Origin of the sequence: Streptomyces sp. NPDC058955 (assembly GCF_042741435.1) — a bacterium.
Taxonomy (GTDB): Bacteria; Actinomycetota; Actinomycetes; order Streptomycetales; family Streptomycetaceae; genus Streptomyces.
Genome location: NZ_JBHYKM010000013.1, coordinates 55,115 through 73,060, shown reverse-complemented (window position 1 = coordinate 73,060; position 17,946 = coordinate 55,115). Strand labels below are relative to the sequence as shown.

General features: G+C 73.0%; 20 protein-coding genes and 2 pseudogenes. 8 read left to right on the top strand and 14 right to left on the bottom strand.

From position 1 onward, the window contains the following. Positions 1–105 precede the first annotated feature (105 nt). The 3 genes and pseudogenes from ACFW1I_RS08520 to ACFW1I_RS08510 all read left to right on the top strand — a co-directional run. Positions 106–289: pseudogene (locus tag ACFW1I_RS08520) on the top strand ((Fe-S)-binding protein); the annotation flags it as partial. Then, positions 286–1,734 carry a LutB/LldF family L-lactate oxidation iron-sulfur protein gene (locus ACFW1I_RS08515; RefSeq protein WP_384667496.1) on the top strand — a complete coding sequence of 483 codons (1,449 nt, stop codon included), beginning with the start codon at positions 286–288 and terminating at the stop codon, positions 1,732–1,734. The pseudogene ACFW1I_RS08520 and the gene ACFW1I_RS08515, both read left to right, overlap by 4 nt. Further along, a complete protein-coding gene (locus ACFW1I_RS08510) occupies positions 1,731–2,372 on the top strand; it encodes a lactate utilization protein C (RefSeq protein WP_384667493.1) in 642 nt (213 codons plus the stop codon). Before ACFW1I_RS08515 ends, ACFW1I_RS08510 begins: the two co-directional genes overlap by 4 nt. 79 nt (positions 2,373–2,451) lie before the next feature. Here the strand turns inward: ACFW1I_RS08510 and ACFW1I_RS08505 are convergent, their stop codons facing one another. The 4 genes from ACFW1I_RS08505 to ACFW1I_RS08490 all read right to left on the bottom strand — a co-directional run bounded on the left by ACFW1I_RS08505 (position 2,452) and on the right by ACFW1I_RS08490 (position 6,692). Further along, positions 2,452–4,041, bottom strand: a complete 1,590-nt coding sequence (locus ACFW1I_RS08505; protein WP_384667543.1) for an MDR family MFS transporter — start codon at positions 4,039–4,041, stop codon at positions 2,452–2,454. Between the two features lie 120 nt (positions 4,042–4,161). Beyond that, on the bottom strand, positions 4,162–4,851 hold the full coding sequence (locus ACFW1I_RS08500) for a TetR family transcriptional regulator (RefSeq protein ID WP_384667490.1): 690 nt from the start codon (positions 4,849–4,851) through the stop codon (positions 4,162–4,164). A gap of 50 nt (positions 4,852–4,901) precedes the next feature. Further along, positions 4,902–5,840, bottom strand: a complete 939-nt coding sequence (locus ACFW1I_RS08495) for an aminoglycoside phosphotransferase family protein (RefSeq protein ID WP_384667487.1) — start codon at positions 5,838–5,840, stop codon at positions 4,902–4,904. 93 nt (positions 5,841–5,933) lie between these two features. Then, positions 5,934–6,692: an alpha/beta hydrolase gene (locus ACFW1I_RS08490; protein WP_384667484.1), complete on the bottom strand. Its 759-nt coding sequence runs from the start codon at positions 6,690–6,692 to the stop codon at positions 5,934–5,936. Positions 6,693–7,070: 378 nt separating this feature from the next. Here ACFW1I_RS08490 and ACFW1I_RS08485 point away from each other — a divergent pair, with 378 nt between their 5' ends. Beyond that, positions 7,071–7,493 (top strand): VOC family protein, encoded by a 423-nt coding sequence (locus ACFW1I_RS08485; protein WP_384667483.1) that lies wholly within the window; start codon positions 7,071–7,073, stop codon positions 7,491–7,493. A gap of 12 nt (positions 7,494–7,505) precedes the next feature. Here the strand turns inward: ACFW1I_RS08485 and ACFW1I_RS08480 are convergent, their stop codons facing one another. The 8 genes from ACFW1I_RS08480 to ACFW1I_RS08445 form a co-directional block, all read right to left on the bottom strand. Continuing rightward, the gene (locus ACFW1I_RS08480) at positions 7,506–7,823 is read right to left on the bottom strand and encodes a hypothetical protein (protein WP_384667480.1); all 318 of its coding nucleotides are present in this window, start codon (positions 7,821–7,823) and stop codon (positions 7,506–7,508) included. Positions 7,824–7,950: 127 nt separating this feature from the next. Continuing rightward, positions 7,951–8,295: an ArsR/SmtB family transcription factor gene (locus tag ACFW1I_RS08475; protein ID WP_384667541.1), complete on the bottom strand. Its 345-nt coding sequence runs from the start codon at positions 8,293–8,295 to the stop codon at positions 7,951–7,953. Positions 8,296–8,418: 123 nt separating this feature from the next. Further along, positions 8,419–8,832: an STAS domain-containing protein gene (locus ACFW1I_RS08470; RefSeq protein WP_384667538.1), complete on the bottom strand. Its 414-nt coding sequence runs from the start codon at positions 8,830–8,832 to the stop codon at positions 8,419–8,421. A gap of 61 nt (positions 8,833–8,893) precedes the next feature. Beyond that, on the bottom strand, positions 8,894–9,307 hold the full coding sequence (locus tag ACFW1I_RS08465) for a pyridoxamine 5'-phosphate oxidase family protein (RefSeq protein WP_384667477.1): 414 nt from the start codon (positions 9,305–9,307) through the stop codon (positions 8,894–8,896). Beyond that, positions 9,304–11,025 carry a SulP family inorganic anion transporter gene (locus ACFW1I_RS08460; RefSeq protein WP_384667474.1) on the bottom strand — a complete coding sequence of 574 codons (1,722 nt, stop codon included), beginning with the start codon at positions 11,023–11,025 and terminating at the stop codon, positions 9,304–9,306. Before ACFW1I_RS08460 ends, ACFW1I_RS08465 begins: the two co-directional genes overlap by 4 nt. Next, a complete protein-coding gene (locus ACFW1I_RS08455; RefSeq protein ID WP_384667472.1) occupies positions 11,022–11,363 on the bottom strand; it encodes an ArsR/SmtB family transcription factor in 342 nt (113 codons plus the stop codon). The genes ACFW1I_RS08460 and ACFW1I_RS08455 overlap by 4 nt, the downstream gene beginning before the upstream one ends. 140 nt (positions 11,364–11,503) lie before the next feature. Beyond that, a complete protein-coding gene (locus ACFW1I_RS08450; protein ID WP_384667469.1) occupies positions 11,504–12,331 on the bottom strand; it encodes an ABC transporter permease in 828 nt (275 codons plus the stop codon). Continuing rightward, entirely contained in the window at positions 12,328–13,287 is a 960-nt protein-coding gene (locus ACFW1I_RS08445) for an ATP-binding cassette domain-containing protein (protein ID WP_384667466.1), read from the bottom strand. The genes ACFW1I_RS08450 and ACFW1I_RS08445 overlap by 4 nt, the downstream gene beginning before the upstream one ends. 146 nt (positions 13,288–13,433) lie before the next feature. Between ACFW1I_RS08445 and ACFW1I_RS08440 the strand changes: the two genes are divergently transcribed. Both ACFW1I_RS08440 and ACFW1I_RS08435 read left to right on the top strand, forming a co-directional pair. Next, entirely contained in the window at positions 13,434–14,075 is a 642-nt protein-coding gene (locus ACFW1I_RS08440; RefSeq protein ID WP_384667464.1) for a PadR family transcriptional regulator, read from the top strand. Beyond that, a complete protein-coding gene (locus tag ACFW1I_RS08435) occupies positions 14,072–14,803 on the top strand; it encodes a hypothetical protein (protein WP_384667462.1) in 732 nt (243 codons plus the stop codon). The genes ACFW1I_RS08440 and ACFW1I_RS08435 overlap by 4 nt, the downstream gene beginning before the upstream one ends. 12 nt (positions 14,804–14,815) lie before the next feature. Here the strand turns inward: ACFW1I_RS08435 and ACFW1I_RS08430 are convergent, their stop codons facing one another. Together ACFW1I_RS08430 and ACFW1I_RS08425 are read right to left on the bottom strand one after the other, a co-directional pair. Then, positions 14,816–16,198: a TerD family protein gene (locus tag ACFW1I_RS08430; protein ID WP_384667459.1), complete on the bottom strand. Its 1,383-nt coding sequence runs from the start codon at positions 16,196–16,198 to the stop codon at positions 14,816–14,818. A gap of 60 nt (positions 16,199–16,258) precedes the next feature. Continuing rightward, positions 16,259–16,909: an HAD family hydrolase gene (locus tag ACFW1I_RS08425; RefSeq protein ID WP_384667457.1), complete on the bottom strand. Its 651-nt coding sequence runs from the start codon at positions 16,907–16,909 to the stop codon at positions 16,259–16,261. Positions 16,910–17,011: 102 nt separating this feature from the next. Here ACFW1I_RS08425 and ACFW1I_RS08420 point away from each other — a divergent pair, with 102 nt between their 5' ends. Together ACFW1I_RS08420 and ACFW1I_RS08415 are read left to right on the top strand one after the other, a co-directional pair. Beyond that, a complete protein-coding gene (locus ACFW1I_RS08420; RefSeq protein WP_384667454.1) occupies positions 17,012–17,572 on the top strand; it encodes a hypothetical protein in 561 nt (186 codons plus the stop codon). A gap of 12 nt (positions 17,573–17,584) precedes the next feature. Beyond that, a pseudogene (locus ACFW1I_RS08415) lies at positions 17,585–17,946 on the top strand (hypothetical protein); the annotation flags it as partial.

Here is a 17,946-nt window from a genome sequence, read left to right as displayed (position 1 = left end):
GCGCCCCATAGTGGCGGCCTTTACGGGCGGGGGGCGGGGGGGGGGGCGGGGGGGGGGGGGTGGGGGGGGTTGGGGCGGAAGTTACGCCGAGACCAACCGGGAGGTGGGGGGGGCTTGGGCCGCCCACAAGATCCGCAACTCCCTGTCCACCGGCGCCGGGTTCCTGTGCGGCGCCGACAACTCCTGCCTGATGCACCTCGGCGGGATGCTGCGCCGCCAGGACGCCCCGCAGCGCGTCCTGCACCTCGCCGAGATCCTGGCGAGCACGGAAGAGGAGCCCTTCGCATGAGCGGGACCTTCATCGGCATGCCGTCCTTCCCGAAGGCCGCGCACGACGCCGTACGCGACACCACTCTGCGCGCGAACCTGCGCCACGCCACGCACACCATCCGCGACAAGCGGGCGCGGGCCGTGGCCGAGCTGGCGGACTGGGCGGAGCTGCGCGAGGCCGGGAGGCGGATCAAGGACCGGACGCTCCGTCACCTCGACGCGTACCTGGTGCAGTTGGAGAATGCCGTCACGGAGGCCGGCGGGACCGTGCACTGGGCGGCGGACGCGTCCGAGGCGAACCGGATCGTCGCCGACCTGGTGAAGGCCACCGGCGAGACCGAGGTCGTCAAGGTCAAGTCGATGGCCACGCAGGAGATCGGGCTGAACGAGGCCCTGGAGGCCGAGGGCATCCGCGCCTACGAGACCGACCTCGCCGAGCTGATCGTCCAGCTCGGCGAGGACCGCCCCTCCCACATCCTGGTGCCGGCCATCCACCGCAACCGCGCCGAGATCCGCGACATCTTCCGCCACACGATGGAGAACTGGGGCAGGCCCGCCCCCGACGGCCTCACGGACTCGCCCGCCGAACTCGCGGAAGCGGCCCGCCTGCACCTGCGGGAGAAGTTCCTCCGCGCCAAGGTGGGCATCTCCGGCGCCAACTTCATGGTCGCCGAGACCGGCACCCTGGTGGTCGTGGAGTCGGAGGGCAACGGACGCATGTGCCTGACCCTCCCCGAGACGCTGATCTCCGTCGTCGGCATCGAGAAGGTCGTCCCCACCTGGCGGGACCTGGAGGTCTTCCTCCAGACGCTCCCCCGCTCCTCCACCGCCGAGCGCATGAACCCGTACACGAGCATGTGGACCGGCACCGCCGACGCCGACGGCCCGACGGCCTTCCACCTCGTCCTCCTCGACAACGGCCGCACCGACACCCTCGCCGACGAGGTCGGCCGTCAGGCCCTGCGCTGCATCCGCTGCTCCGCCTGCCTCAACGTCTGCCCGGTGTACGAGCGGGCCGGCGGGCACGCGTACGGCTCCGTCTACCCCGGCCCGATCGGCGCGATCCTCACCCCGCAGCTGCGCGGCACGCGGAGCGACGTCGACGCCTCCCTCCCGTACGCCTCCTCCCTCTGCGGCGCCTGCTACGACGTCTGCCCCGTCGCCATCGACATCCCCGAAGTCCTCGTCCACCTGCGGGAGAAGGTCGCGGAGCAAGGCGGTCCCGGACACCGCCTGGAGAAGGCCGCCGTCAAGGCGGCGGCCTGGGTTCTCGACCACCCCGCCGCGCTCGCCGCGGGCGAGCGCATCGCGTCGAGGACGCGTGCCCTGCATCCGAAGCGACTGCCCGGTCCCGGCGCGGGCCCGTGGACGGAGAGCCGCGACCTGCCCGAGATGCCCGCCGAACCGTTCCGCGACTGGTGGAAGAAGAACCGCACAGGAGACCGAACAGGAGACCGCGCATGAGCCAGACCTCCCGCGAGCGGATCCTCGGCCGCATCCGCCGGGCGCTCGCCGACGCGCCCCACGCCCCCGAGCCCGCCCGCGACTACCTCACCGCCCACACGCCCGACGACCCGGCCGCGATCCTCGACCTCCTCCACGAGAACCTCGCCGACTACCGCGCGATCGTCCACCGCGCCACCGAGGCCGAACTCCCCGCCCTGATCGCGGGGCTCCTCGACCGGCACGGCGCCACCACGGTCGCCGTGCCGCCCGGCCTGCCCGCCACCTGGCTGTCCGCGACGACGGCGCGACAGCGCCACGACGAGGACGTCCCGCTCACCCCGCACGACCTGGACACCACGGACGCCGTGGTGACCGCCTGCGCCCTCGCGATCGCCGAGACCGGCACGATCGTCCTGGACGGCGGCCCCGGCCAGGGCCGGCGCGCCCTCACCCTCGTCCCCGACCTGCACATCTGCGTCGTACGCGCCGTCGACCAGACCGTCGCGTCCGTGCCGCGGGCGCTGCCCCGCCTCGACCCGACGCGCCCCCTGACGTGGATCTCGGGCCCCTCCGCCACCAGCGACATCGAACTCGACCGCGTCGAGGGCGTCCACGGTCCCCGCACCCTCCAGGTGGTGCTGCTCACCGACGCGTGACACCGCGCGGCCCCGCCGCGGACGACGAAAAGGCCTCCCCCACCGCGACGACGGTGGGGGAGGCCGTTCCTCCGGGGCTCTACGCCGAGGCGTCGGCGACGGGGCGGGGCGAGCCGCCGTGACCGGCGTCGCCGCCGTCCTCGCCGTCCCCGGCTTCCTCCGCGAGCCGCTGCATGCCGCTGGTCGTCTTCAGCGGCTTCTCCCTCACGAAGAGGACGGCGAGCACCGCGAGCGCCGCGAACGGGGTCGCGATGAGGAAGAGTTCGCCGGTGGCGACGCCGTAGGCGTGCTCGACGATCTCGCGGATCGGGGCCGGGAGGGTCGCCATGTCCGGCACCGCGCCGTGCCCGGCCGCGCCGCCGTCGGCCGGTACGCCGGCGTCCTTGAGGCCCTTGGACATCTCCGAGGCGACCCGGTTGGCGAGGATGGCGCCGAGGACGCTGGTGCCGATGGTGCCGCCGAGGCTGCGGAAGAAGGACAGGACCGAGGTGGCGGCGCCCAGCTCGGTGGCGGGCACGTCGTTCTGCGCGGCCAGGACCAGGTTCTGCATCAGCATGCCGACGCCGATGCCCATGACGGCCATGTAGAGGCTGGTCAGCGCGAAGGAGGTGTCGGCTCCGATGGTGGAGAGGAGGCCGAGACCGGCGGTCATCGTGACGCCGCCGGCCACCAGGTAGGCCTTCCAGCGGCCGGTCTTGCTGATGATCTGTCCGGCGACGGTGGAGGAGACCAGGAGTCCGAGGATCATGGGCAGGCTCATCAGGCCCGCGGCCGTCGGGGACTTGCCCAGGGAGATCTGGAAGTACTGCGAGAGGAAGACGGTGCCGCCGAACATGGCGAGGCCGACGAAGAGGCTGGCGACCGTGGTGAGCGAGACGGTGCGGTTGCGGAAGATCCCGAGAGGGATGATCGGCTCGGGCACCCGCGACTCGACGAAGACCGCCGCGACGAGCAGCACGAGGCCGCCGCCGGTCAGGGCCGCGGTCTGCCAGGAGGCCCAGTCGAAGCGGTTGCCGGCCAGCGTGACCCAGATGAGGAGCGTGCAGACGCCGGCGACGATCAGGAAGGCGCCCAGGTAGTCGATCTTCGCCTCGCGCCGCAGGTCGGGCAGCTTCAGCGTCCGCTGGAGCAGGACGATCGCGAGCAGCGCGAAGGGGACGCCGATGAAGAAGCACCAGCGCCAGCCGAGCCAGGAGGTGTCGACCAGGACGCCGCCGATGAGCGGTCCGGCGACGGTGCCGACGGCGAAGACGGCGCCGAAGATGCCCGCGTACTTGCCGAGTCGGCGCGGCGGGATGATGGCCGCCATCACGACCTGGGCGAGGGCGGTGAGGCCGCCGGCGCCGATGCCCTGGGCGACCCGGCTGAAGATCAGCAGCCCGACTTCCTGCGAGAAGCCGGCCAGCAGCGAGCCGACGACGAACAGGCCCAGGGAGATCTGGAGCAGCAGCTTCTGGTTGTAGAGGTCGGCGAGCTTGCCCCAGAGCGGCACGGTGGCCGTCATGGCGAGCAGTTCGGCGGTGACGACCCAGGTGTAGGAGGACTGGGTGGCCCCGAGGTCGGCGATGATCCGGGGCAGCGCGTTGGCGACCACGGTGCCGGCGAGGATGGAGACGAACATGCCCGCCATCAGCCCGGACATGGCCTGGAGTATCTGCCGGTCCGACATGGCGGCCGGGGACGCCTGGACCGGCGCCGCTGGTGAGGTCACAGCATTCTCTTTCTCGGTGTTTCGTCAGTCGTGCGTCAGGCGCGCGTCGGTCGTGCGCAGTTGCGCGTCGGTCGGGCGTCAGTCGTGGGAGACGGGGGGCGGCTCGGGGAGTCCGGCCGCGAGGTGTTCGAACGTCTCGCGGAAGACGTCGGCGAAGGGGGCCTCACCCTGCCGGACGGACCAGTGCTCGACGGCGACCCGGACCGCGGCGCCGCCGACGGCGGCGAGCAGCCGCGGGTAGAGCCCCAGGGCGCGCCGTCGTTCCTCGTCGCCGGGCGAGGCGAACTCGGGGCGGTCCTCGGTGAAGAGCGGCGACCCGGCGCCGATGCGCTCGGCGAGCGTCTCGGCGAGGCCGAGTTCGTCGGCCATGTGGGCGCCGATCCGGCGCGCGAGGAGCTGGGGGGCCTTGCGGAGGACTTCGGCGTGGAGCCGCCACAGCTCCTGCTGCTGTTCGACCTCCTCCAGCTCGGCCGCCAGGGCCTCACGGAGCGCCTCCAGCGGGGAGAGTTCCGGCGGCGCGGCGAGTACGCCGCGGCGGACCCGGTCGCTGGCGTCCGCGCTGACCATGACGAAGACCTCGTCACGGGAGTCGAAGTAGTTGAAGAACGTGCGCGTGGAGACCCCGGCCGCGGCGCTGATGGCGTCGACGGTCACCTGCTCGGCGCCGTTCTCGGCCGCCAGCCGTACCGCCGCCTCGACCAGTGCGGCACGCGTGGCCCGCTTCTTGCGCTCTCTGAGCCCGCCCTCGGCGGGCACCCCCTCGACCATAGGTGCATGGTACGCAAAAATGCAGACCCTGCAAAAATCCTTTCGCCCCGTCAGGCTGGGCGCTCGCCGAGCAGCAGCTCGGCCAGGTGGTCGGCGAACCGGGTGATCCCGTCCAGCCGCGGCCCGCTCCGGGCGACCCGGAAACCGTGCCGCCGCGCCCAGAACGCGGCCTGCACCGCGTGGAACTGGGCCCACCGCTGGACGCGCTCACGGTCGAGCTCCGCCGCGTCGGCGAAGACGTCCAGGAGGCGATGGACGGCCTTGGCCAGGTCGTCCGCCTCGAGGAGCGTCAGCGCACGGGACTTGAGCAGCGTGCCGCCGTCGTAGGCGGGATCGCCCATGAGCCCCTTGGGGTCGACCGCGAGCCAGGGCTCCCGCTCGGCGCGCAGGATGTTCCCGGCGTGCAGGTCGCCGTGGACGAGGGTGTCCGGCTGGATCCGCCCCAGCTCGCGTACGGTCGCGAGGGAGGCGTCGAGCACCCGGCGCGGCAGGGCGTGCGGCAGTTCTCCGGCGTCCCGGCGCAGTTCCTCCTCCCAGGCGTCGACCCGGTCGCTCAGCCGCGGCAGGCCGGCCGGCGCGGGAACGGCGAGCCGCCGACCGAGCCGCCCCGCGATCGCCACGACCTCTTCGCCGTCCTCGACCTCCGCGAGGGTCGTCGCGTGGGCCCGCTCCAGCAGCATCGCGAACCGCTCGTCGTCGCGTTCGTACAGCCGCACGGCACCGCGCCCGCCCCACGCCTCGAACGCGTCCGGCTCGTGCACGTTGCCGGGATGCGGAAACGACACCTTCAGTACGGCGCTCTCCCCGCCCCGCCGCCGCACCGGGACGATGACGCCGACTCCCCCGTGCAGGACGGCCCCGTCCGGCGCGCACTCCCAGCGCTCCAGCAGCTCCCCCGCGATCCCGGGCAGTTCGGCCGCCCAGGCCGCCCCGGCCTCCCCCTCCCGCTCGACCGTGCTCCGTACGAAATCCTCAGGCATCGCGAACATCCCGGCACCCTACGCGCCGTCCCGCCGCGCCCGCCAAGCGCCGGCGTCCGGCGGCGCGGGCCCCCGCCGACCCGGCGGGGACCCGCGCCCATCTCACTTCAGGTGCCGGGCGAAGAACCGGGCCCCGGTGTCGAGCTCGAAGCGCGGGACGCCGGTGTGCCCGCCGAGATTGGCGTGCAGGGTCTTCTCCCGTGACCCGAAGGCGTCGTAGAGGTCGAGCGCCGCCTGCCGGTCGTTCCCTTCGTCGTCCCACTGCAGCAGGACGTGCAGCGGAATGGTGACGCGCCGGGCCTCCTCGAACATGACGGCGGGGATGAGGCTCCCGGCGAAGAGGCCGGCGGCGACGATGCGCGGCTCGACGACGGCGAGCCGGACGCCGATGGAGATCACACCGCCTTCGTACCCGACCGGCCCGCCGATGCCGGGCAGCGCCAGCAGGGCGTCCAGGGCCGCCTGCCATTCCGGGACGGCCCGCTCGACGAGCGGCAGAACGAGCGCGTCGACGATCTCACCGCCGACCGGCTCACCGGCCTCCATGGCCCGGCGCAGATCGGCCCTGGCCTGCTCGGCCCGAGCCTGCTCGGCGCCGGCCATGGGAGGCCGCTCACCGCTGCCGGGCAGCTCGATGGTGGCGGCGGCGAACCCGTACTCCGCCGCGTAGTGCCGTGCCCGCCCCGCCAGCCGCGGGTACATCGCGCGCAGTCCGAGCGGAGGGTGGCCGATGAGGATGAGGGGCGTGGGCTCGGGCGCGGACGACGGCGTCCACAGGAGGCCGGGGATCTCGCCGAGGGTGAAGCCGCGCTCGATGACGCCGTCGTCGAGACGCTGCTCGGAAGTGAAGGTGAAGTGCACGGTCGTGCCCTTTCAGGAGTGCGTGATCGGCGCTCCCGGACGACACCTACCGCCCGACCGTGACCCCGGAGAGGAGCACCCATGTCGAAACTGCGTTCACGGGTACCACCTCCTCGTTCTCTCGCACGGCCTCCGGCAGGCTAACAGGGCACGGAAACCCCCGCCACGAATTTCCGCGCCGGAGCCCGCATCGGCGTCGCGCGCCGGAGCCCGCGCCGACGTCGAGCGCCGGGCTCGGGGGCCGGGCGCCGACGAAGCGCGTACCTTGCTCTGTGATCAACCGATCTTCACCGCATGGGACCGGCGGCCGCTGCGCCGGTCAGGAAGGACGCCCGTGACTCCGACCGCCGTCATCCTCCGCCCCGAGGCGGGCGCCGCGTGAACCGGCCGACGCACGGGACGCTGCACCACGTCGAGATCTGGGTGCCCGACCTCGACCGCGCGCTCGCGTCGCTGGGCTGGTTGCTGGAGACGCTGGGCTACACCGTCTCCCAGAGCTGGGCCACCGGCCGCGGCTGGCTGCTCGGTCCGACGTACGTCGTCCTCGAACAGTCCCCGGCCCTCACGGCCGACCGGCACGACCGCCTCCGCCCCGGCCTGAACCACCTGGCGTTCCACATCGAGGACGCCGCCGCCGTCGAGAAGCTGGCGGCCGAGGCCGCCGAGCACGGCTGGCAGCTGATGTTCCCGGACCTCCACCCCCACGCCGGCGGCGCCGAGCAGTACGCGGCCTACCTGGAGAACGACGACGGCTTCGAGGTCGAGCTCGTCGCGATCCCCGGAAGCGGACCCTGGGTCTGACGGCAAGGGCCCCTAGCCGTCGGATCCCGGATCCCGATCTTCCGCGTCCGTGCCGTAGAAGCGGCCCTGGTCGCACAGGGCGTCGATCTCGGCGTTCTCCTCCTCGCTCAGTTGGGCGTCCAGCGCGAGGCCGATGACGTGACGGGCGTGGGCCAGGCGGCGGGCGACGTCCCAGTCGGCGACGAACGTGCCGACGGTGTGCGCGTCGGCCGTACCGGACGCCTGGCGGGATCCGAGTCGGTCGAGGGAGACGACGAACTCGTTCAGGTCGCGCAGGACGGCGACGGCCTCGTCGAGCGGCAGGCGGATCTCTCGGGAGCCCATGTCCATCAGCCGGTTCACCTCCGGGTGCGATGCTCCGGCGCCGGACCGGAGGGGGGGTGGTGACCGCCCCCGCCGCGCAGAGCGCTGTCCATGTGCGGCGGGGGCGGGCACCGGTCTGGGGGCCGGGCCGCCCTCAGGAGGAGGGCGGCGGTGTGGTCGCGTGGAGGTCGGCGAGGAGTTCGGCCTGGCCGGCGAGTACGCCGGAGAGGATCGTCCGGGCGACCGCGAGGAGGTCGGCCACCTCGGGGCTGGTCAGCGAGTAGGACACCGTCGAGCCCTCGCGTCGCGCGACGACCAGGTTCGACCGGCGCAGCACCGCGAGCTGCTGCGAGAGGTGCGCCGCCTCGACGTCCACCTCGGCCAGCATCTCCGAGACGGCGTGGTCCCGCTCGCTCAGCAGCTCCAGCACGCGGATGCGGACCGGGTGTCCGAGCGTCTTGAAGAACTCGGCCTTCAGTTGGTACAGCGGCGCCTTCACCGGGCCCACCGTCCGGGCGACCGTCGCCGCGTTCGCGGTATCCATCGTCGTGAGCATGCAGAACTCTTCGCCATGGGGGACATCCTCGCTGCTGCGCCGTGCTGACGGGCGTCCGGCCCCGGCTCAGTCTCCCGGTCGGGTCGCCGGATCCCGCGTGCCGGGCCAGTCGTCGCTGCACCACTCGCGTTCCTCCCGGCCGCCGCCGTGGTGTGCGGCCAGCGCGGCCGGCAGGTCGCAGTGGACGGGGATCGGCGGGGTGTCGCCGGTGGGGACGAGGGAGCCGTCGGCGGGGATCGCGGCGAGTTCGAGGCCGCGCCCGTCCACCGCGAGGCGCCGGGCCGCCTCCGCGACGGCGAGCTGGCCGCCGGCCGACCAGCCGCGGAGACCCGTGAGGTCGAGGACGACCGGGCCGGTCCCCCGGGCCAGCGCCCAGCCGACGGCGCCGCTGAACCGGCCGACGGCGTCCGCCCCGAGGTAGCCCGACAGGGACAGCACGCCGAGGCCGGGGTGGGTGGTGTAGCGCCATTCGATGGTCATCGTCATTGCCTTCGTCTTCTTCGGGGGGGATCCGCACGGTGGGGGGGCTCGGCGTCCGCCGTCAGGCGGTTCTCGCCGCGCCGAGCCGGTGTCCGGTCACGGTCTGCGGGGTGATCCGCAGCAGCGTGTCGTGCGGTCCGTACGCCCAGCCGGGCAGCGTACGGAGGTAGTGGGCGGCCTCGGCGGCGTCCGTGACGGGTTCCGCGGGGCCGGTCACCGTGACGCTCCAGCCCGTGCCGGCCGCGAGCCGGATCTCCTCGGCCTGGTAGGTCAGGACCGGTCGGCCGGCGAGCGTGTCCGCCTGGACGGGGCAGCGGACGACGAGCCGGCCGTACTCCAGGACGTGCACGGCGGGGCGGACGACGGGTATCTCGCGGCGCAGGTGGACGAGGCGCCCCTGGGTCGTTCCCTGGAGGAGCCACAGCGCCTCCGCGCCGGAGACGTCGATCATGCGACGGGTCGTGACGGCGGTCATCGGGCGGGCTCCTCGGCGGTGGTGCGGGGGTGCGGGGCGGGGGCGGGGGTCAGGACGCCCGCGCCGTGGAGGTGGGCGCGGGCGGCGGCGATCGCCTCGGGCGTGGTCGCGAACTCGCGTCCGTCGAGGCGCAGGAGGTCCAGGGCGCCGACGGAGTCGAGGGCCTGCCGCTGACCGGGCCGGATGCCGGAGGTCATGACGGCGATCCCGCGCCGCTGGAGCTTCTGGACGACGTCCTTGAGCACGAGGGCGCCGGTCGCGTCGACGGTCGTCACGCGGGACATGCGCAGGATGACGACGCGGACGTCCGCCACTTCGGACAGTTCGAGGAGGAAGCGGTGGGCGGCGGCGAAGAAGAGGGGCCCGTCGATCCGGTACGCCACGATGTGCTCGGCGAGCAGCGCGTGCTCCTCGGCGCTGTGCTCGCCGGGCAGGTCGGCCGTGAAGTCCGTCTCGGCGAGCCGGGCCTGTTTGGCGACGGCCCGCAGCGCGAGCGCGCCGGCGACGACGAAGCCGATGACGACCGCGTACACGAGGTCGAGGACGAGGGTGGCGACGGCGGTCAGGACGAGGACGACGGCGTCGGAGCGGGTGGCCTTCGCCATGGCGCGCAGCGAGCCGACCTCGACCATGCGGACGGCGGTGGCGAGCAGCACTCCCGCGAGGGCGGCCAGCGGGATCTTCGACACCAGGGGCGAGGCCGCGAGGACGATGACGGCGAGGACGGCCGCGTGGGTCAGCGCGGCGAGCCGGGAGGTGGCGCCGGTGCGGACGTTCACCGCGGTACGGGCGATGGCGCCGGTCGCCGGTACGCCTCCGAAGAGGGGCGCGGCGAGGTTGGCGAGGCCCTGGCCGAACAGCTCCCGGTCGGGATCGTGCTTCTGGCCGACGGTCATGCCGTCGGCGACCTGCGCCGACAGCAGGGATTCGAGGGCCGCGAGGGCGGCGACGGCCATGGCGGGGGCGATGAGCGAGCCGAGTCGCGTGGGGTCGACGAAGTCGAGGGAGGGGGCGGGGAGTCCCGCCGGGAGTGCGCCGATCGGGGTCGCCTCGTCGAGGTGGAGGAGCTGGGCGACGACCGTGGCCGCGATCACGGCGACGATGGAGAAGGGGATCGTGGGGCGCCATCGGGCACCGCCCAGCATCAGGGCGGCGACGCCCAGGGCGAGGCCGAGGGCCGTCCAGTTCGGGGCCTGGACGAACTCCCCGACGGCGCGCCAGGTCACCTCCAGGACCCGCTCGCCCTCCGGTTTGGGTACGCCGAGGGCGTTCGGCACCTGCTGGAGGCCGATGACGAGGGCGATGCCCAGGGTGAATCCCTCGACGACCGAGGCGGGGATGTAGGCCATGTAGCGGCCGGCCCGCGCCAGGGCGAGTCCGATCACGATGAGGCCGGCGATCAGCCCGACCGTGAGGACGCCGCTGGGGCCGTACCGCGCCACGATGGGGACGAGGACGACGGTCATGGCTCCGGTCGGTCCGGAGACCTGGAGGTTCGAGCCGCCGAACAGCGCGGCGACCGCCCCGGCGACGACGGCGGTCGCGAGGCCGGCCTCGGCACCGAGGCCGGAGGAGACGCCGAAGCCGAGCGCGAGCGGCAGCGCGACGATGGCCACGGTGAGTCCGGCGAGCAGGTCGCGGCGCGGATCGCGGCGCATGGCGGCGAGGTCGGCGCGCCCGGGCAACAGGGCGCGCAACCGGTGCGGAAGCATGTTCATCGGGCGGTGACCTGGGCCTCCCGGAGCTCGGCGAGGAGCTCGTGCTGCCCGGACAGCATCTCGGTGAGGATGCGTCGCGCGGCCTGGAGCAGTTCCGTGACGTCGCCGCCGGCGAGGGTGTAGACGACGGTCGCCCCGTCGCGGGTGGAGGTGACGATCCCGGAGCGGCGGAGGACCGCGAGTTGCTGCGACAGCGCGGGCGGCTCCACCTCGATCGCCGCGAGGAGTTCCCGTACGGCCATCGGTCCGTCCTGGAGCAGTTCCAGGACGCGTATGCGGACCGGGTGTCCGAGCATCCGGAAGAACTCGGCCTTGGCCTGGTACAGCGGAACCGACACGCTCCAGTCCTCTCACTCGTCGCAGCACAGGCATCATGTAGTGAATTGCCAAATTATGCAATTCACAGAGTAGCTGCACGGGCAACCCCCGCCTCCGGCCGGGGTGGGGACCCGGACCGGGGACGGGGGCAGGGGGCGGGTCAGCGGCTCAGGTCGCGGAAGCGCTTCACCGCCAGCGGGAAGAACACCGCGATCAGCACCACGGGCCAGGCCACCGCGAGGAGTTCCGCGTGGGTCGCGGCCCAGGAGTCGCCACCGGCGCCCGGGTTGCCGAACAGGTCGCGCACCGCGGTGGCCGTCGCCGACAGCGGGTTCCACTCCACGATCGCGCCCAGCCAGGACGGCATCGACGCGGGCGAGGCGAGCGCGTTGGAGAGGAAGCCGACCGGCCAGACCAGGATCTGCACCGCCTGCACCAGCTCCGGCTTGCCCGCGGCCATCGCCAGGAAGATCCCGACCCACAGCATCGCGAAGCGCAGCAGCAACAGCAGGCCCACCGCCCCCAGGAAGGAGCCGAAGCCCTCGTGCCAGCGCCAGCCGACGGCGTACCCGACCGCGAGCATCACGGCCAGGCCGACCGTCGACTGCAGCATGTCGGCGACGCTCCGCCCGACCAGGACCGCGCCGGAGGTCATCGGCATCGAGCGGAACCGGTCGACGACCCCCTTGCCGAGGTCCTGGGTCACGGCGAGCATCGTCGACTCGAGGCCGAAGACCATGGTCATGGCGAGCATGCCGGGGACCAGGTACGCCTTGAAGTCCCCGTCGACGCCCTGTCCGCCGCCGATCAGGTAGCCGAACATCAGCAGCAGCATCACCGGGAAGACCAGGCCGACGACGACCTGTACGGGCTGCCGCGCCCAGTGGGCCAGCTCGCGCCTGGTCATCGTCCAGGAGTCGGCGGCGGCCCAGCCCAGCCTGGAACCCGTGCCCTGAGCGGTGCTCACCTCGTGGATCGTCGCACTCATGCGGCGCCCTCCTTCGTCAGGTGCATGAAGACCTCGTCGAGGGTCGGCCGGCGCACGGCGATGTCCTCCGCCTCGATGCCGGCCGCCTCCAGGGCCCGTACGGTCGCGGTCAGGGCGGCCATCCGGTCGGTGACCGAGGCGCTGACCATCCGCCGGTCCTCGTCGACCCGCACCTCGCCGGGGAGGAGCGCGGCCGCACGGGCCACCTGGGCCGCGTCGCGCAGGACCACGTCGACGCGGTCGCCGCCCGTTCTGGCCTTCAGCTCGTCGGCCGTGCCCTCCGCGATGACCTTCCCGTGGTCGATCACCGCGATCCGGTCGGCCAGCTGGTCGGCCTCCTCCAGGTACTGCGTGGTCAGCAGCACGGTCGTGCCGCCGTCCACCAGCGAGCGGACCGCGTTCCACACCTCGGTGCGGCCGCGCGGGTCGAGCCCGGTGGTGGGCTCGTCCAGGAAGAGCACCTGCGGCCGGGAGATGAGCGACGCCGCCAGGTCGAGCCGCCGCCGCATGCCGCCGCTGTACTGCCCGACCGCCTTGTCGCCGGTGTCCGCGAGTCCGAACCGTGCCAGGAGCTCGTCGGCCCGCGCACCGGCGCGGCGCGCGCCGAGGTGGTAGAGCCGTCCGAACATCTCCAGGTTCTGGCGCCCGCTGAGCTGTTCGTCGACGGCGGCGTTCTGGCCGAGCAGCCCGATCCGCGAGCGCACCTCGTCGGCCCGGGTCCGCACGTCGAGGCCCGCCACCTCGATCCGCCCCTCGTCCGGGCGCAGGAGCGTGGACATGATGCGTACCGCCGTGGTCTTGCCGGCGCCGTTGGGGCCGAGAATCCCCTGGACGGTGCCGGCCCGGACGGTGAGGTCGAGGCCGTCGAGCGCCCGCTTGTCCCCGTACCTCTTCCGTAGGCCGTCCGCGACGATCGCCAGATCGCGGTCAGACAAAACGCCCTCCCTCAGAGTCATTAGTCAAACTTGACTAGCACCTTCAACGTACGACACTCCCCTGCAGCTAGTCAAACTTGATTACCGAGGAGAGCGCTCCGTGACCGCGGCGCTAGTCAAACTTGTAGAGTGGTCCTGGTGATCACCGCCCGGAGGGGGAAACACACATGTCGGCGATCCGGCTGCTCATCCTCGGCGCGGTCCGCCAGCACGGCCGGGCCCACGGCTACCAGGTGCGCAACGACCTGGAGTACTGGGGCGCCCACGAGTGGTCCAACGCCAAGCCGGGCTCGATCTACCACGCGCTGAAGCAGATGGCGAAGCAAGGACTCCTGATCGCCCACGAGGTCGCGCCGAGCACCGCCGGCGGCCCGCCGCGCGTCGAGTACGAGATCAACGACAAGGGCACCGAGGAGTACTTCACGCTGCTGCGCGAGGCCCTGAGCTCGCACGAGCAGAAGACGGACGTCCTCTCGGCCGGCATCGGCTTCATCGTCGACCTGCCGCGCGACGAGGCGGTCGCCCTGCTCAGGAAGCGGATCGCGGGCCTCGAACAGTGGCGCTCCGCGGTCACCGAGTACTACACGCCGGAGGAGGGCCCCGAACAGCTCGGGCACATCGGCGAGATCATGAACATGTGGGTGCACGCGGCCGACAGCGGCGCCGAGTGGACGCGTGGCCTGATCGAGCGGATCGAAGGCGGCGCCTACACATTCGCGGGCGAGGGCGACCCCTTCGTCGGCGTCCTCGCGGACGGCCAGGAGAACCCCTACGCGACGGGCCCGCAGCCGGAGGACGACCCGGAGTGAGCACCCGCCTCCATCTGAACAGTTCCCGCGCCCCGCGCACGCCCGACGGATCGGCGCGCGAGTGGGCCGGGTTCTTCGACGGGTCGACGGAACTGGTGGCCAAGGACTGGCCGCCGCTGCTGTGGTGGGCCATGTTCGGCCCCGACGACCTCGCGGACGCGAGGATCGCCGACACCGAGGACGCCGGCACCGAGGAGCATGCGGAACTGCTGGCCGACTGGGGCGAGGCCACGTACCCGTACATGGTCGTCGACCAGCGGACGGCGGTGGCGCGACTGCGCGCGCGGCGGGAGGACCTGACCGGCCGGATCGGCGCGCGGTACGCCCCCGTCTACGACGCCTTCACCGCGCTCGTCGACGACCGGTTCGGCCCGTACGTGCTGCTGCGCACCGAGGCGCTCGCGGACGGCGGCGAGGGCGGCGTCCGGTCCCTCTTCGAGGAGACCCTGGCCGAGCTGGACCGACTCGACACGGGACGGACACCGGCGGCCGGCGGGCGGCTGGACGCTCTGGTCGCGGACTTCCGGCGGTGGCAGCACACGGATCCGGTCCGCCTCCTGTCCGGCGTCGGCGCGGAATGGCCCGGCGAGGAACTGCGGGAGCGTCTTGCTGCCGACGGCGCCGGGCCGTCATCCGGCGGGGGCGGCGGACGGTCCGCCGCCGTGGGGTGGGGGGTGGCCCTTCTCGTCCTCCTCGGCGTCGCCGCTCTGGTGGTACGGGTCTTCTGACCCTCCCCTCGATCAGCGTCCGTCCAGCGGGTCGAGGCTGAACTCCCACCGGTGCTTGCTCTTGTCGATCACGATGAGGAGGGGCCCCTCGGGAATCCGGACCTTCTCCTTGACGCGGCGGCCGTTCCAGGCGTAGACGAGCCGTTCGGCGGGCTCGCGCAGGGCGCCGGGCGCGTCCCCCTGGTGGGAGAACACCTGGAACCAGCCACTGTGCGGGTCCTTCGCCCGGACCGTCAGCTGTGCGGCCGGGCCGGTGTGGAGGAAGACCTCGCGGCCGCTGCCCCGGACGGTCCCAGGGCCGATCGGTAGCGCGGCGGTGAGCGGCCGGAAGGTCAGCTCCCAGTTGCCCGAGTGGCGCACCTTCAGTTTCACGGGGCCGCCGCCGGGCGGGGGCACGAACAGGGCGCGGCCGTAGTGATCCGGCAGGTCGTTGCAGAACACGTCCTCGTCGGCGCCGACGATCTGGACATGGAGGAAGCGGAAGTGGGCGTCCGTGAGCCGCGCCTCCAGGATCACGGGGGCGGACTGCGGCGGGAAGGGGAGGTCCACGGTGATCGTCTTGGCGTTCTTGCCGCGAAAGACGAGCGGCTCGAAGTCGAGGAAATCGCCGAACCGGGCTGCGGGTACGAGGGTGGGGTTGGGGTCGGACTCGGTGATGGGCTCGGGCTTGGGCTCGGTGGCAGTCACCGCCTTGGCCATGACCGGAGCCGCGGCCGTGGTTGTGGGCGTGGGCGCGGTCGTGGCCGGTGGAGTCGTCGCCGGTGGAGTCGTGGCCGCAGGCTCCCCCGCGGGTACGGATCCCCGCGGCTCGGCGCCCGCCTTGGCGACGCCCCGCAGCGCGACGGGCCCGGCGGTCCGCGGCTGGGGAGCCGGTGCCGCCCGGCCGCCGAAGTCCTGCGCCAGCCCCGCGAGACCCGTGTCGTATCCCTGGCCCACGGCGCGGAACTTCCAGGCCCCGTCGCGCCGGTAGAACTCCCCGAGCACGAAGGCCGTCTCGGTGGAGGCGTCCGTCACGTCGTAGTGGGTCACCAGCCCGCCGTCGGCGGCCACCACCTGCGCGTACAGCCCGGGCACCGCGCCGAACACGGCGCTGTCGCAGTACCCGGCGACCAGTACCCGCTGGACCTCCGGCTCGACGCGCGGCAGGTCCAGCTCCAGCCACTCGGCGACCTGCCCGCCGCCGTCGCCCGTGCCCAGGTGCCGTACCGCACCGGACGGATGCGCGGGCAGGCCCCGGAAGACGAGGTCGCCGTCACGGCGCACCGAGCCGGTCGCGTCCAGCAGCAGTACGGCGGCGTCCACACCGGGCGCGCCGGGCACCAGGCGCCGACCGACCGCCACCCGCAACGGTGCGCTGGGGACAGGGATGTTCGCGCCTTTGGCGATGTGCGTCATGGGGCACATGGTGCCAGGAGGGGCCGCGTACGGAACAGATGATCGCTCCCGGCCGCCCGGCTACGCCTCCTTGATGAGGCGAGGGAGGTCGCGCATGTCGTGGAAGACGGTCGTACCCGGTCCTTCGAGCCGCTCGGCGGCGGTCAGCCCGCCCGCGTAGCCGAGGGCCCGCATCCCGGCCGCGCGGGCGGCCTGGACGCCCGGGCGGCTGTCCTCGACGACCACGCAGGCGCCGGGGCCGACCCCCATCTGCCGTGCCGCGTGCAGGAAGAGGTCGGGGGCCGGCTTGCCGCGGGAGACCTCGCTGGAGCTGAAGATGCGGCCGGCGAACCGCTCGTGGAGTCCGGTGACACCGAGGGTGTGCCGCATCTTCTCGTGGGAGCCGCTGGAGGCGACGCAGACGGGCAGATCGATCTCCCCCAGCGCCTCGGGCAGTCCGTCGACGGCCTCCAGCCCGGCGTCCACCTCCTCCCGGTGCCGCCGGACCAGCTGGTCCCACCAGAACCGCGCGGTCTCCTCGCCCAGCCGCTCGGCGATCCGCGCGCAGATGGACTCCCTGGACCGCCCGATGAACCGGTCGACGACGTCCGCCTCGGTCAGCGGCCAGCCGAGTTCGGCACCCAGCGCGACCTGGATCCGTACGGCAATGCGCTCGCTGTCGACCAGCACACCGTCGCAGTCGAATATCACCAGCTCTATCGGCTTGATCATTTCCGCAGCATAGACGGCGACGGCGAGGGCGGACCGTTTCACCTCACCATCGCCGGGCAGGCGCAAGGAGTCCGGGACCCGTCTCGCTCAAGGGGGTCGGCCATGTCCACAGGAACGCTCCTGGCCATCATCATCCCGATCGCGGTGGTGATCGTCCTGGCCACGCTGGCGATCGTGCTCGACCGGCGCCGACGGCGTCGGCTGCGGGAGCGCTACGGCTCCGAGTACGACCGCACTGTCGAGGAGGCGGGCGGCCGACGGGCCGCCGAGCACGACCTCGAACGCCGCGAGAAGCGGCACGACTCCCTCGACGTCCGGCCGCTCGACCCCGGCCTGGCGGACCGCTACGCGCGCGAGTGGAGCGGGGTGCAGGAGCAGTTCGTCGACCGTCCCGAGGCGGCGGTCCACGACGCGGACCGGCTCGTGACCGCCCTCATGCGTGAGCGCGGCTACCCCACGGACGACTTCGAGCAGCGGGCCCGTGACCTGTCCGTGGAGCACGGCCGCACCCTGGAGCACTACCGGGCGGCACACGAGGTCGACCGGCTGAGCTCCGACCACCGGGCCACCACCGAGCAGCTCCGCGGGGCGATGATCCACTACCGGGTCCTCTTCGACGAACTGCTCTCCGACGGAAGCCAGTCCGGCTCCGGCCGGTCCTGAGAGGCGGACCCCATGAACGAGAACGACACCCCCGACCGGACCGGCACCGGTCTCTCGACCGACGACATCGCCCGCTCGTCCCGGGGCGGGGCCGCCCCCGCCCCGGACCGGGCCGAGGAGGGCCGCGACTCCGGCAGGCCGCCCCTGTACCCGGGCGAGGCCGTCGACACGCCGGAACGCGGCGACAGGACCACGAACGCGGACACGGGGACGGACACGAGTCCCGGCGACTCCGCGGACACCGACACCGGTTCCCGTGCCGACACCGAGGCAGGAGACCGCTCCTCCGACACCGATAGCGGGGTGGGGCCGGGCCCCCCCCCGGGCGAGTCGCACCGGGGGTTTGGGCCCCCGCGCGCGGGGACCATCGCGAC

What these genes read in the sequence shown, in the direction of transcription:
- ACFW1I_RS08515 (WP_384667496.1), top strand. Translation starts at nt 286, where the DNA reads ATGAGCGGGACCTTCATCGGCATGCCGTCCTTCCCGAAGGCCGCGCAC.
- ACFW1I_RS08510 (WP_384667493.1), top strand. Translation starts at nt 1,731, where the DNA reads ATGAGCCAGACCTCCCGCGAGCGGATCCTCGGCCGCATCCGCCGGGCG.
- ACFW1I_RS08505 (WP_384667543.1), bottom strand. Translation starts at nt 4,041, where the DNA reads ATGTCGGACCGGCAGATACTCCAGGCCATGTCCGGGCTGATGGCGGGC.
- ACFW1I_RS08500 (WP_384667490.1), bottom strand. Translation starts at nt 4,851, where the DNA reads ATGGTCGAGGGGGTGCCCGCCGAGGGCGGGCTCAGAGAGCGCAAGAAG.
- ACFW1I_RS08495 (WP_384667487.1), bottom strand. Translation starts at nt 5,840, where the DNA reads ATGTTCGCGATGCCTGAGGATTTCGTACGGAGCACGGTCGAGCGGGAG.
- ACFW1I_RS08480 (WP_384667480.1), bottom strand. Translation starts at nt 7,823, where the DNA reads ATGGACATGGGCTCCCGAGAGATCCGCCTGCCGCTCGACGAGGCCGTC.
- ACFW1I_RS08470 (WP_384667538.1), bottom strand. Translation starts at nt 8,832, where the DNA reads ATGACCATCGAATGGCGCTACACCACCCACCCCGGCCTCGGCGTGCTG.
- ACFW1I_RS08465 (WP_384667477.1), bottom strand. Translation starts at nt 9,307, where the DNA reads ATGACCGCCGTCACGACCCGTCGCATGATCGACGTCTCCGGCGCGGAG.
- ACFW1I_RS08460 (WP_384667474.1), bottom strand. Translation starts at nt 11,025, where the DNA reads ATGAACATGCTTCCGCACCGGTTGCGCGCCCTGTTGCCCGGGCGCGCC.
- ACFW1I_RS08450 (WP_384667469.1), bottom strand. Translation starts at nt 12,331, where the DNA reads ATGAGTGCGACGATCCACGAGGTGAGCACCGCTCAGGGCACGGGTTCC.
- ACFW1I_RS08445 (WP_384667466.1), bottom strand. Translation starts at nt 13,287, where the DNA reads ATGACTCTGAGGGAGGGCGTTTTGTCTGACCGCGATCTGGCGATCGTC.
- ACFW1I_RS08440 (WP_384667464.1), top strand. Translation starts at nt 13,434, where the DNA reads ATGTCGGCGATCCGGCTGCTCATCCTCGGCGCGGTCCGCCAGCACGGC.
- ACFW1I_RS08430 (WP_384667459.1), bottom strand. Translation starts at nt 16,198, where the DNA reads ATGACGCACATCGCCAAAGGCGCGAACATCCCTGTCCCCAGCGCACCG.
- ACFW1I_RS08425 (WP_384667457.1), bottom strand. Translation starts at nt 16,909, where the DNA reads ATGATCAAGCCGATAGAGCTGGTGATATTCGACTGCGACGGTGTGCTG.
- ACFW1I_RS08420 (WP_384667454.1), top strand. Translation starts at nt 17,012, where the DNA reads ATGTCCACAGGAACGCTCCTGGCCATCATCATCCCGATCGCGGTGGTG.